This window comes from Microcoleus sp. B5-D4, from assembly GCF_036705145.1.
GTDB lineage: Bacteria > Cyanobacteriota > Cyanobacteriia > Cyanobacteriales > Microcoleaceae > Microcoleus.
The window spans coordinates 1-12,073 of the sequence record NZ_JAUBTV010000043.1; the positions used below are offsets into that span (position 1 = coordinate 1).

Consider the following 12,073-nt stretch of genomic DNA (forward strand, 5'->3'; position numbering starts at 1 on the left):
AATGACGAGCGGGCTACCTGTGTATTTTGTTTGTTTTGTCAAGTACAATTTATACCAAATTAGATGAGCTTACCCTGGATTGTTAAGTAGGGTAGGGCATACCCAAACTCTAGATAAATATTCTAGTACGCTTTTGGAGATAGACCCACTGGGATTGTCTAAGTTAGGCTCGATACTTGGTTCAATTGAACGGGTATTTGGTTTAAGTAATGCCGTAAGGATAGTCAATTTTAAGGTCAGTCGCTGAATTAAGAATCCCCACGCCTGATAGCTGGGGAGTGTCAAAGAAATCCAACATGAAAACCCCGTGACTTTAGTCCGGGGATGAAAGGGAGAAGGAGGCTTTAGCCTCCCAGTATCTTTCATTAGATATTAGGATTGCAACTTAGGATACAACTCTGTAAAGTCTTGTAAACACTTTGATGATATTAAGCTAGTGCTGTTAGCGTAAGAATATCGTGATGAGGTCGAAGTCATGCTAGTTTTTGAATTCAAAGCATACGGTAAAAAGCAGCAATTCGATGCTGTAGATGAAGCAATTAGAACAGTGCAGTTCATCCGTAACAAAGCATTGCGCTTTTGGATGGAAAACGAAAAAGTCAACAAGTATGACTTGAATAAGTACAGTGCTGTTTTAGCTAAAGAATGGACGTTTTGCGATGAACTCAACAGCATGGCTCGACAATCAAGCGCAGAAAGAGCGTGGTCGGCAATCGCCAGATTCTACGACAACTGTAAAAAGAAAATTCCCGGAAAAAAGGGTTTTCCGCAGTTTCAGAAAGACAATCGGTCGGTCGAATATAAAACGACCGGGTGGCGGATGGCAACTGACCGAAAATCTATCACTTTTACCGATAAAAAAGGCATCGGAAAACTCAAGCTGAAAGGAACGCGAGACTTACATTTCTATCAGCTTAGCCAAATTAAGCGAGTGCGCTTAGTCAAACGAGCCGATGGATACTACATCCAGTTTTGCGTTCAAGTTGACCGTTCCGAGAAGGTTGAAGTTACAGGCAATGCTATTGGATTAGATGTGGGACTCAAAGAGTTCTACACAGACTCCAATGGTGTTACAGTCGAAAATCCGCGTTTTCTGGGCAAAGGAGAGCGCCGATTAAAGAAAGCCCAAAGACGGCTCTCAAAGCGAGTCAAAGGTTCAGAAAATAGAAAAAAAGCTAGAGTGATTCTAGGAAAACGTTACCTCAAAATAAGTAGACAGCGTAAAGATTTTGCCGTGAAGTTGGCAAGATGCGTTATCCAGTCCAACGACTGTGTAGTCTATGAAGATTTGAGGATTAAAAACATGGTGAAGAATCACTGCTTAGCTAAATCGATTAACGACGCATCTTGGTATATGTTTCGAGTCTGGCTGGAATATTTCGGCAAAGTATTCGGAAGAATTACAGTTGCTGTGCCAGCAAATGGAACAAGTCAAGAATGCTCTAGCTGCGGGACGGTTGTTAAGAAAAGTCTATCAACACGAACCCACGCTTGTCGGTGCGGGTGCGTGTTAGATCGTGACTACAACGCAGCTAAAAACATCCTAAGTCGGGGATTGAGTACGGCGGGGCACGTCGGAACTTGGATCTTAGATCCGAACGCTTGTGGAGAATTGACCGCTACCGATGTTGAAGTAATTCTGCATCGGCAAGTTGATTCTGCGAATCAAGAATCCCCTCGGCTTTAGCCAGGGGAGTGTCATTTCGAGACAGATGCGAGAATGCTTTCCATCTCAGAAAGCTCGATCGCCCCGGAGAAAGTTTTGCCGTTCATAATAAAAAACGGAGTGCCTTGAATGCCCAGTTGTTGAGCGAGTTGCACGTCTTTCTCAATGGCGGCTTCGGCAGCGGGGCTGTTGCGATCGGTGTTGAATTTATCTAATTTTAGATTGAGCTTTTGGGCGATCGATCCGTACAATGGCTCGCCTAAATCTTTCTGCCCTTCAAACAAAGCGCTGTAATATTCCCAGAATTTGCCCTGCTGGCCCGCCGCCCAAGCTGCTTTAGCTGCTGGCAGCGCTTGAGGGTGAATTGAAGTCAAGGGTAAATGCTTGTAAGCTAAAGTAACTTTGTCCTGGTGTTTTGCCATAAACTGCTTGACAGTATCGTGAGCGCGCGCGCAAAACGGACATTGAAAGTCAGAGAATTCTAAAAGTACAATCTGCTGCGAAGCTGAACCCGTGCTGGGAGAATCCCCGATCGCCGATTTGGGATTAGTTTTCATCTCCTGCAAAAATGATTCCTGCGCTGCTTTGAGAGACTGCTGCTGCTGTTGCTGGTACGCTTGTACCGACTCTAAAATTGCTTGCGGGTTTTCGCGGATAACCTGCAAGACTTGCTCTTTCAACTTGGGATCGACTGAATTGCCAGCCGCTGACTGCGCGGGGGAACAACCGATAAATACCAGGCAACCTGCCAGGAGTACAGCCAAGCAGAAGGCTTGCTGGCTGCGGATTTTTCGCCAAATAGTGGATAAGTTCATCTTTTTTTTCTGATTCACGACAACACTTAATCCTACATTTAATTTTGCGGAGTGTCAGGTATACGGCAGTTTACTGTTGTGCTGTTATTTTTATCCCTGACCAATATTTATTCGGTGGCAATCGGTAATTCGTAGTCGGTAATTGGCAAGGGGTGTTAATCACCTGAACACCGACTAACCTAGTAATTAAAATTTAAATCATTGGGATTTATTATAATATAATTTCGTCTCCAACGACCCCAATAAAAAAGGTTTGTAGTGAGGACTTGAGTCGCGATCAGATTCTGAGGACTCAAGTCTTAACTACAAACGCGCTCATGGTTATTTTACAGGACTAGATATAAAATATAAAAGGACGATCGCCCCGGCGATCGTCCTTTTATTTGCTGCACGTATTATCAGTTTTTAGGCTTGTCTGAATCCAAGATTATTTGCGGTTGTTGAGCCATTTAGCCGCAACTATTCCCAAAATACCCGCAACAACTGGATTGCCCAAAAACTTCATCAAACTCGGCTGTTCGGCCAGCACTTCTCGGAAGATATCCGGGTGATTGTGATAGGTGAACGAGGCCAGCTTGGTAACATCGTCAGCATTCATGCGGCTGGCGTGGTGGGTAGAAAGTCCTAGCTGCTTTTCCAATTGGCGATCGTCCAATCCTCTCTTGCCCAAATGCTTGAAGAATTCGCGGGCCACGTCGTCGCGTTCATTGGGCTTAATTTGGGCGATCGCCTTTTGCAATTCCGGTTCCAACTGAGCCGGCGGGAGAGAGTCGTGATTCAGGGAACGCCCGAATAATTGTTTGCGCTGAGCCGGCGAAGTTCTCTGAGCAAAATCGTCAAAATTTTCGTAATCTTCACCCGTTGTCTCCGGCATCATTTCTCGATTTCCCTGGGCCAAATCCTTCATGATTTGACTCTTGTAATTATCGCTGCTACTCATGGTAAATCCCTTCCAATCTACAAAACATTTCCGTCTCTACTTGAGATTGTTTCGGCTTCAAAAAACTGCGGAATATTAAACCGTCGCGCGGCTATAATTTAAGCTTTCTAACCAGGTCAAGACTTGTATTCAATTTGATTTGATTGCTGGTCGTACTTAGCAGTCAAAATCAGTTTTTTGTCAGGAGCATAAACCAAAACACTTACATCCTGATTGGGGAAATTGCGGTGAAAACCTTGTGCTAGAGATTTCGCCAAATCTTTCACTTCAGTCGGGCGGACTTGCGGGGTAATTACAACTCCCAATTTGTTATTGTCGCGGACGTAAGCATCCTGAACCAAGCCCTTAGCCGTTTTTGTTACCCATTGACCAAAATCTTGACCTGCGGCGGTATTGCCACGTTCTAGCTGCGCGTAATAACCCTGACTGCCACCAATTGCTACAGGTACATCAGTCGGTTTTTGGGCTGAAACGCTGGGCGAGCAGGCAGTAGTAACTGCCAGCATTAATACCAAAAGTACGCCCGCAATTATTTTGCGACTCTGCTGCAATAAACTCACCTTTTTTCCTCCGTTCAGAAAACATTTGGGATAATTGAAAGAGTCAGGTTGCTCGACCCTCTCAATTAGTATTAGGCTTAGTCTAGTTTCTTTTTGAGCTCATCTTTTACATCTTCGATCGCGTGACCAGCTTCAGCTTTTGCCTGCTTGGCTTTGCCTTCTGCTTTATCCTTCGGATCGCCAGTAACATTGCCTAGGGCTTCTTGAGCTTTGCCTGCGATGTTGTCGCCAGTTGCATTTGCTCTATCTTTAGTGCTCATTGGTTTCTCCCTATCTGTATCTAATTTGACGTTTTTTACTTAATGAACTCATCATAGGTAACTAGGAGCTGCGTTGCACTCTACCTCTAGGAAGAAAGAATAAATAACAAATGGAATAGGGAATATGGAATATGGCATAGGGAACAGTTATTTGCAGTCTTGAACTAACTGCGACTTTCATACTTAATTATTGTTTTTTTACCGTTTCTGCTGGCTGCAATCAAGTATTTTTGTAAAAAACTGCTGGAGGGTCGCCCGTGCGTCCAAGACTATTTTTTCAAACCCAAATAATTTATAATTTAAAAATTATATTTAATTCGGCCTTAAAAAGGCGGGTGTGGGCAAGACCGCATCTTACCCACACCCGAACAAATTCCGTATTAGTTTTAATCTACCTTGTGATGACATTCTTCATCTATTTTCTGCTGAAGTTCTTCTTTCAACTGTTCCACAGCGCGCATAGTTTGAGCATTTTCTTGTTTTTGCTGACCGAGGGCTTTTTCTGTTTCCTCGCCGAGCAATGTTTCCTTTGATTTTGGTAGCGTTACTTGATTTTCGCTGCCAGTATGGGTCGCATTTTCTTCAATATTCATTAGTTTTTCCCCTATTGTTTGCAAAAATTATTTTTAACAAGGGTACTTAGAAGTTAACCTTATATCTATCTTAAGGGTAATCACGAAGACTTCCCTCTGCCTGAAGGGAGATAGGGACGGGTGAAGAGTTTTGAGTTTTATAGTTAAGATAAATCACGGAGACTTCCCTCTGCCAGAAAGGAGATAGGGGAAGGGGAATAGTGCGTGAGATTGCTTGGTGAGTCGCAAGGCGCGGGGCAGTGAATGAGTTGGGGAAAGGGGAGGAGGGGGGAGAATTTTTCTGCGGCGCGCGGGATGGCGTTAAGTGTCGAATGTTGTTGTATGAGGCTCTTTGGACATCGGTAAAAGATGAAGAGAGAAATGGGAGGCAGTTTTGTGCAGACTTAAGTCTATGCTGAGAGTTTGACCGTTAAAATCAACAGGGTGTACCGATTCCCCCGTTTGGTGGCGATCGGGTTAAATAATCTGCTAAACAAGAGTTAGCCTCAAGGCTAACTTCCAGCAGGATCGAACTAAAATTTCTGTTATTAGTAAAAATTATCTAAAACCCTATGGGAGCAAGGAGCAGTAACCCCCTCGAAGCAGCCGGCCCGACTCGTGAGCCGATCAAAATAGGCGTGTTGCATTCGCTGACGGGCACGATGTCCATCAGCGAAATTTCTGTTAAAGATGCGACGCTGTTGGCTGTTGAGGAAATTAATGCGGCGGGAGGGGTGCTTGGACGCCCCTTGGAAGCGGTTATAGAAGATGGAGCCAGCGATTTGCAAATTTTTGCTCAAAAAGCTAAGCAATTGCTCCTAGAAGCGCAGGTGGCGGTGGTATTTGGCTGTTGGACTTCGGCGAGCCGCAAGGCTGTACAGCCGGCTTTCGAGCACGGCAGCGGGTTGCTGTTCTATCCGGTGCAGTATGAAGGGCTAGAACAGTGTCGGAATATTTTCTACACTGGTGCTGCCCCCAACCAACAGATTGTGCCTGGGGTGAATTACTTGCTCGCACAGGGGAAGCGGAAAATTTTCCTGTTAGGTTCGGATTATATCTTTCCCCGCACGGCAAATCGGATTGTGAAAGCTCAACTGGCGGCACTGGGGGGAGAGTTGGCGGGGGAAGTTTATCTGCCGCTGGGTTCGAGGGAAGTGGGCGAGGCGATCGCACATATCTTAGCAGTGAAACCAGATGCGATTCTCAACACTCTCAACGGCGACACCAATGTGGCTTTTTTCCAAAAGTTGCGGGAAGCTGGCGTGAAACCCGAGGATTTGCCGGTGATGTCGGTTAGCGTAGCAGAAGAGGAAGTGCGGGCGATCGGGCCGTCCAATATTGCTGGACATTTGGTGGTTTGGAACTATTTTCAAACGGTGGATACACCGGAAAATCGGAAATTTGTCAAGGCTTATAAAGCCCGATACGGGGAAAATCGAGTCACCGATGACCCGATCGAAGCGGCTTATTTGGGTGTTTACCTCTGGAAGCAAGCAGTAGAAAAAGCTGGTTCGACAGATGTGGTTAAAGTCAGGGCGGCTGCTAAAAATATTGAGTTGGCAGCGCCTTCGGGCAAGGTAAAAATAGATGCCCAAACGCAGCATACCTGGAAAACTGTGCGGATTGGCCAGGTGAGGGTGGACGGTCAAATTGAGGAGATTTGGAATTCCGGCGCACCGGTTGCGCCAGATCCTTTTCTCAAAGCCTATCCTTGGGCGGCGGCATTTGCTCCGAGGCAGATTTCTTTGGGAACTCGGGCTTCTTTGAGCGGGCTGTTTGTCATCTTGGTACTGATAACTTGGATGGCGGTGGGAGTCGGGTGGATGGGTTCTGTGGAGATGAAGAACTATTTGCTGACAATAGAGGCTGCCTCACATCCGGCAGCGGCGGTTTCTGAGGCAGCAATGGCGGTGCTGGTGCAGCAAACTCTCTTGGTGGCGAGCCGCACTCAGCACTGGCTGATGGGGGCTTTGGTTTTGAGTTTGATCGGGGGGATAGTGGCTTTTGTGTCGGTGTCGGCAATTATTCGGAATCTGGGCTTGCTGCGGGAAACTGCCGAACAGATGGCCAGCGGTGATTTGACGGCTCGATCGCCTGTTGTTTCTAATGACGCGATCGGGGTGCTATCTTCTACTCTCAATACAATGGCTCAGCAAATTAGCAGTTTGCTCAACGGTTTGGAGGTGCGGCAGCGGCAGCTAGAGGAACGATCGGAGGAATTGGAAGTCGCTAAGAATGCTGCGGAAGCTGCCAACCGGGCGAAAAGCACTTTTTTAGCAAATATGACTCACGAGTTGCGGACGCCTTTGAATGCGATTATCGGCTACAGCGAGCTGCTGCAAGAAGAAGCTCAGGAACTCGGCGAAGAAGAGTTTGTGATGGATTTGGCAAGCATTAATATGGCAGGCAAGCAGTTGCTCAACATTATTAGTGACATCTTGGATATTTCTAAAATTGAAGCAGGAAAGATGACTCTTTTCTTGGAGACTTTTGAGGTGTTGGATTTGATCGAGCAGGTTGTCACTACTGTCCAACCGACGCTAGGGAAAAATGGCAATACTTTGATCGTCAATTGCGATCGCAATATTGGCACGATCTACTCCGATTCGTCGAAGCTGCGGCAAGCGCTGTTGAATTTGGTGAGTAATGCTGCTAAGTTTACGGATCAAGGCAAAATTAGGATTAATGTTTGGAAAGAAGAAGGGAAGGTTTTGCCGCGTGGCAATTCCGAAGAACTCTCGACAGATCCTTCTCGGTGTCAACAGCCTTCGATCGTGTTTCAAGTCACCGATACCGGCATCGGCATGACGGAGGATCAGGTGTCGAGGCTATTCGGAGCTTTCGCTCAAGCGGACGATTCTACTACCCGCAAATACGGCGGCACCGGTTTGGGGCTGACAATTAGCCGGAAATTTTGCCAGATGATGGGCGGAGACATTACGGTTGAGAGCGAGTTTGATTGCGGTTCTAGTTTTACGATCCGGTTGCCGATTGCGGTTAAAAGCCCGAAAGAAGCGCAGGAAGATCGAGAAATCGCAGAAATGCAGCCGAAGTATGGCGAGGAGTTAGAAACGAGTGTAGCGGCGACTGAAGAGAAGCAAAAAGCAGTGCGATCGCAACCGCTGGATTTGCCCGATGCTGCTACTGTGCTGGTGATTGACGACGATCCAGACGCGCGGGATTTGATGACTCGCTGCTTGTCGAAACAGGGATTTCGGGTGCGATCGTCGGCTAGCGGTCAAGGGGGGCTTTTGTTGGCTAAGGAGTTGCTGCCCGACGCGATTATTCTGGACGTGATGATGCCAAGTATGGACGGCTGGGCGGTGCTGTCGGCATTGAAAGCCGATCGAGATTTGGTTGATATTCCAGTGATTATGATAACTTTTTTGGACGACCAAAATCAGGGTTTGGAATTGGGAGCGGCGGAGTATGTGAGGAAGCCTGTGGATTACAAGCGCTTTGCTGCTTTATTGAGCAAATATCAGGGTATCGAGAAGTAGTTAGTTGACTGTTAGCAGTGGTTATTAGTTATTAGTTATTAGTTATTAGTTATTGGTAGCAGATGACAACTAACAACTAACAACTAACAACTGACTAATTAATCTAAGAAGCCCATTAATGCCGAGCTATCGTCAATTTCGTTTGAGGCAATTGGTCGATTTCCTCCCATTGTGGAGTAAACTTCATCAATGTGAAGAGTGCTGATGCCAATAGGGCGGGCACCGGACATACTGAACATTTCACTGACTTGCATGGCGCTGGAACCGATCGGGCGATTGCCGATGGTAGCAACCACTTCAAAGTCGCTGGATTCGACTGGGCGATTGCCTACAATGCCGTAGGTTTCGCTGAGGTGCAGGGTGCTAATGCCGATCGGGCGATTCCCCGACATCGAGACGGTCTCGCTGATGGTAAAATCGTCTGGGCCGACAGGGCGGTTGTCATGCATGAGTTGCGGCCGATAAAGTTGAATTCCTGTTGCTTTGGCATCCGTGGGTTCTGTCGGTTGGCTTTTGGAACTGCCTTTACCGCGACGGGCGATCGCATTGCCTTTATTTTTGGGGGTGAGACTCATAATTATTTTCCTCGCTTATTGCTGTTGACTGCTGGGTTCGGACAACTGCTTTGGTGGGCTTTCTGCTTTCTATTTCGGCCGATGATTAAAATAATATTACAAAGTTTAACTATTTTCTGAACGAAATTGCAGAATCTCTGCATTTTTGTTAAGATTTATGGGTAATAGCTACATTTTCCTATGGTAACTGCGGCAGCATCTTTTCAATTGCAAGCGCCCTTCCAGCCCACAGGCGACCAACCGCTAGCGATCAAGCAACTTGTCAAAGGCATCGAAGCGGGCGATCGATTTCAAACCTTACTCGGTGCCACAGGTACGGGTAAAACCTTCTCCATTGCCTCGGTGATTGAAAAAGTCGGCAGACCCACCTTAGTCCTAGCACACAACAAAACCCTAGCAGCTCAACTGTGCAACGAACTGCGAAATTTTTTCCCGAACAATGCAGTCGAATACTTTGTCAGTTATTACGACTACTACCAACCTGAAGCATACATCGCAGTCACCGATACTTTTATTGAGAAGACGGCAGCAATTAACGACGAGATCGATATGTTGCGACACTCAGCCACGCGATCGCTCTTTGAACGTCGTGACGTAATTGTAGTTGCTTCAATTAGCTGCATCTACGGTTTAGGAATGCCCGCAGAATACCTGAAAGCGGCTATTCCTTTGCGAGTAGGAATGGAAGTCAACCAGCGGCAAGTTTTGCGCGATTTAGTCAACGTTCAATACAGCCGCAACGATATAGATTTAGGCAGAGGCAAATTTCGCGTTAAAGGCGATGTTTTGGAAATCGGCCCTGCTTACGAAGATAGAATTATTCGCGTTGAATTCTTCGGCGACGAAATCGATGCCATTCGCTACGTTGACCCCGTAACAGGTAAAATCCTGCAAAGTTCAACGGCTTTAAATATCTATCCAGCGCGCCACTTTGTCACGGCGGAAGATAAATTAGAGGCAGCTTGCCAAGGAATAGAACTCGAATTAGAAGACCGACTGGCAGAATTTGAAAAAGAGGGTAAACTATTAGAAGCTCAGCGGTTGGAACAGCGCACTCGCTACGATTTGGAAATGCTGCGCGAGGTAGGTTACTGCAACGGAGTCGAGAATTATTCGAGGCATTTAGCAGGGAGAAATGCCGGGGAACCGCCGGAATGTTTGATTGATTATTTCCCGAAAGATTGGATGTTGGTGATAGATGAATCTCACGTCACAGTGCCGCAAATTCGGGGGATGTACAACGGCGACCAAGCACGGAAAAAAGTATTGATAGAACACGGTTTTCGCTTGCCCAGCGCTGCCGATAACCGCCCTTTAAAAGCAGAGGAATTCTGGGCAAAAGAGAATCAGTGCATCTTTGTTTCTGCTACGCCTGGGGATTGGGAAATGGAGATATCGGAAGGCAGAGTAGCAGAGCAAGTAATTCGCCCTACCGGAGTAATAGATCCGACTATTTTCGTGCGCCCGACGGAAGGACAAATTGATGATTTGTTGGGGGAAATTAAGGAGAGAGTAAGTCGGGACGAGCGAGTTTTGGTGACGACTTTAACGAAGCGGATGGCGGAAGATTTAACCGAATATTTGCAGGAAAGGGGAATTAGAGTGCGGTATTTGCACTCGGAAATTCAGTCGATTCAACGCATCGAAATTATCCAAGATTTGCAGGATGGTAAGTTTGATGTATTGATTGGTGTTAACTTGCTGCGGGAAGGTTTGGATTTGCCGGAAGTTTCGCTGGTGGTAATTTTGGATGCGGATAAAGAGGGGTTTTTGCGATCGGGACGTTCGTTGATTCAAACGATTGGAAGGGCGGCGCGGCACGTTCAGGGACAGGCTATTCTGTACGCGGATAATTTGACGGATAGTATGGTTAAGGCGATCGATGAAACGGATCGACGCCGGGGGATTCAGCTAGCGTACAATAAGATGCACGGGATTACGCCGCAGCCGATCGCGAAAAAGCGATCGAGTAATGCGATTTTGGCATTTTTGGATGTGTCGCGCAAGCTGAATTCTCAGCAGTTGGAGGAGGTTTACGAACAGGTAAACGAGTTATCTTTGGATGAGATTCCTCAGTTAATCGGGCGGTTGGAAGCGCAGATGAAGGCGGCGGCTAAGAAGTTGGAGTTTGAGGAGGCGGGTAAATTGCGCGATCGGATTAAGCATTTGCGGGATAAGCTATTGGGACATTAAGGAAGAGTGGGAGGATATGATGTTCGATCGCATTACCTTCGATCCAAAAATTATGGGAGGAAGAGCTTGCATTCGAGGAATGCGAATTACTGTTTCTTTGGTAGTGAGTTTAGTAGCAAATGGGATGAGTGTAGAGGAAATTTTGGCAGCTTATCCTTATTTGGAAGCTGAGGATATTAAAGCTAGTCTCCAGTATGCGGCATTTTTGACGAACGAGCAAATTCGTCCATTTAGCGGGACTCCAGCATGAAATTCTTGGCAGACATGGGTGTGTCTCCTGTAACGGTGCTTGCACTGCGCCAGCAGGGATATAATGCTGTACACTTAAATGAGCAAGGATTGGAGCGTTTGCCCGATTCTGAGATCCTGGAAAAAGCACGCCAAGAGCAACGAATTGTTTTAACTTTTGACCTGGATTTTGGCGAGCTTTTGGCTATCAGTTCTCAATCTCTTCCAAGTGTAATTATTTTTAGACTGCAAACCACTATTCCAGTGTTTGTTAGTGCTAGATTGCTGGCTGTTTTGTCAGAGTGCGGTGAAGATTTGGAAACAGGTGCGATTGTGACAGTGGAAGATAATCGTTATCGAGTACGGCGACTTCCTATTTAGAGTAGGAAAGTGCGATCGTATTCAGCATTTGTGCAATAAACGGTTGGGAGACAGCAATGAGCAAGTTTAAATTATTCGATGCAGTTAATTTAACCGAAGCAGTCGCCCTCGCTGATGGCGAGATTGCACCGCGAGAAACAGCCGGAGCAATTGTTGAGGTTTTCAAGAATGGTGAAGCTTATTTAGTAGAATTGTTTGGCGGATGGGTGAAAGCGGAAGTTGGCGGGGATTTTGTTCCTGAAACTCAGGATGAACCGGGCGCATTTATAGAAACGATTGGTGTTGAAACAGTTTATCCGCATCAGTTGCAATTATAAGACTTACGCATGAGGTTCAGAAACCGGGTTTTTTACGAAAATACTTCGCTGTAGCCCACAGATTCG

Annotated in this window: 12 protein-coding genes; 6 read left to right on the forward strand and 6 right to left on the reverse strand. The window is 46.4% G+C overall.

Annotated elements, in window-relative coordinates:
• Nucleotides 1-475 precede the first annotated feature (475 nt).
• Nucleotides 476-1,687, forward strand: coding sequence for a transposase (locus QUB10_RS19570; protein WP_333204743.1), 1,212 nt, complete (start codon nt 476-478; stop codon nt 1,685-1,687).
• An 11-nt stretch (nt 1,688-1,698) separates the two neighbouring features.
• On the opposite strand, the gene QUB10_RS19575 is transcribed toward QUB10_RS19570, so the two are convergent.
• From QUB10_RS19575 to QUB10_RS19595, 5 genes are all read right to left on the reverse strand, one after another.
• Entirely contained in the window at nt 1,699-2,481 is a 783-nt protein-coding gene (locus QUB10_RS19575; RefSeq protein ID WP_333204745.1) for a DsbA family protein, read from the reverse strand.
• A 427-nt stretch (nt 2,482-2,908) separates the two neighbouring features.
• Entirely contained in the window at nt 2,909-3,421 is a 513-nt protein-coding gene (locus QUB10_RS19580) for a hypothetical protein (protein WP_333204747.1), read from the reverse strand.
• A gap of 116 nt (nt 3,422-3,537) precedes the next feature.
• Nucleotides 3,538-3,981, reverse strand: coding sequence for a hypothetical protein (locus QUB10_RS19585; protein WP_333204749.1), 444 nt, complete (start codon nt 3,979-3,981; stop codon nt 3,538-3,540).
• A gap of 77 nt (nt 3,982-4,058) precedes the next feature.
• Nucleotides 4,059-4,241, reverse strand: coding sequence for a CsbD family protein (locus tag QUB10_RS19590; protein WP_333204751.1), 183 nt, complete (start codon nt 4,239-4,241; stop codon nt 4,059-4,061).
• A gap of 386 nt (nt 4,242-4,627) precedes the next feature.
• A complete protein-coding gene (locus tag QUB10_RS19595; protein WP_333204753.1) occupies nt 4,628-4,834 on the reverse strand; it encodes a hypothetical protein in 207 nt (68 codons plus the stop codon).
• 551 nt (nt 4,835-5,385) lie between these two features.
• On the opposite strand from QUB10_RS19595, the gene urtA reads away from it, so the two are divergent.
• Complete coding sequence (urtA, locus tag QUB10_RS19600) at nt 5,386-8,313, forward strand: urea ABC transporter substrate-binding protein (RefSeq protein ID WP_333204756.1); 2,928 nt, start codon at nt 5,386-5,388, stop codon at nt 8,311-8,313.
• 98 nt (nt 8,314-8,411) lie between these two features.
• Here the strand turns inward: urtA and QUB10_RS19605 are convergent, their stop codons facing one another.
• Complete coding sequence (locus QUB10_RS19605; protein WP_333204758.1) at nt 8,412-8,888, reverse strand: hypothetical protein; 477 nt, start codon at nt 8,886-8,888, stop codon at nt 8,412-8,414.
• Between the two features lie 180 nt (nt 8,889-9,068).
• Between QUB10_RS19605 and uvrB the strand changes: the two genes are divergently transcribed.
• From uvrB to QUB10_RS19625, 4 genes are read left to right on the forward strand one after another with little or no spacing between them, the layout of a single operon-like run.
• On the forward strand, nt 9,069-11,081 hold the full coding sequence (uvrB, locus tag QUB10_RS19610) for an excinuclease ABC subunit UvrB (RefSeq protein WP_333204760.1): 2,013 nt from the start codon (nt 9,069-9,071) through the stop codon (nt 11,079-11,081).
• Between the two features lie 16 nt (nt 11,082-11,097).
• Nucleotides 11,098-11,331: a DUF433 domain-containing protein gene (locus QUB10_RS19615; protein ID WP_424405108.1), complete on the forward strand. Its 234-nt coding sequence runs from the start codon at nt 11,098-11,100 to the stop codon at nt 11,329-11,331.
• On the forward strand, nt 11,328-11,690 hold the full coding sequence (locus QUB10_RS19620) for a DUF5615 family PIN-like protein (RefSeq protein ID WP_333141537.1): 363 nt from the start codon (nt 11,328-11,330) through the stop codon (nt 11,688-11,690). Before QUB10_RS19615 ends, QUB10_RS19620 begins: the two co-directional genes overlap by 4 nt.
• A gap of 56 nt (nt 11,691-11,746) precedes the next feature.
• Nucleotides 11,747-12,007 (forward strand): DUF4926 domain-containing protein, encoded by a 261-nt coding sequence (locus tag QUB10_RS19625; protein WP_333056517.1) that lies wholly within the window; start codon nt 11,747-11,749, stop codon nt 12,005-12,007.
• Nucleotides 12,008-12,073 lie beyond the last annotated feature (66 nt).

Bases quoted from the DNA above. Each gene is read 5' to 3' on its own strand.
- QUB10_RS19570 (WP_333204743.1), top strand. From the start codon at position 476: ATGCTAGTTTTTGAATTCAAAGCATACGGTAAAAAGCAGCAATTCGAT.
- QUB10_RS19575 (WP_333204745.1), bottom strand. From the start codon at position 2,481: ATGAACTTATCCACTATTTGGCGAAAAATCCGCAGCCAGCAAGCCTTC.
- QUB10_RS19580 (WP_333204747.1), bottom strand. From the start codon at position 3,421: ATGAGTAGCAGCGATAATTACAAGAGTCAAATCATGAAGGATTTGGCC.
- QUB10_RS19590 (WP_333204751.1), bottom strand. From the start codon at position 4,241: ATGAGCACTAAAGATAGAGCAAATGCAACTGGCGACAACATCGCAGGC.
- QUB10_RS19595 (WP_333204753.1), bottom strand. From the start codon at position 4,834: ATGAATATTGAAGAAAATGCGACCCATACTGGCAGCGAAAATCAAGTA.
- urtA (WP_333204756.1), top strand. From the start codon at position 5,386: ATGGGAGCAAGGAGCAGTAACCCCCTCGAAGCAGCCGGCCCGACTCGT.
- QUB10_RS19605 (WP_333204758.1), bottom strand. From the start codon at position 8,888: ATGAGTCTCACCCCCAAAAATAAAGGCAATGCGATCGCCCGTCGCGGT.
- uvrB (WP_333204760.1), top strand. From the start codon at position 9,069: ATGGTAACTGCGGCAGCATCTTTTCAATTGCAAGCGCCCTTCCAGCCC.
- QUB10_RS19615 (WP_424405108.1), top strand. From the start codon at position 11,098: ATGATGTTCGATCGCATTACCTTCGATCCAAAAATTATGGGAGGAAGA.
- QUB10_RS19620 (WP_333141537.1), top strand. From the start codon at position 11,328: ATGAAATTCTTGGCAGACATGGGTGTGTCTCCTGTAACGGTGCTTGCA.
- QUB10_RS19625 (WP_333056517.1), top strand. From the start codon at position 11,747: ATGAGCAAGTTTAAATTATTCGATGCAGTTAATTTAACCGAAGCAGTC.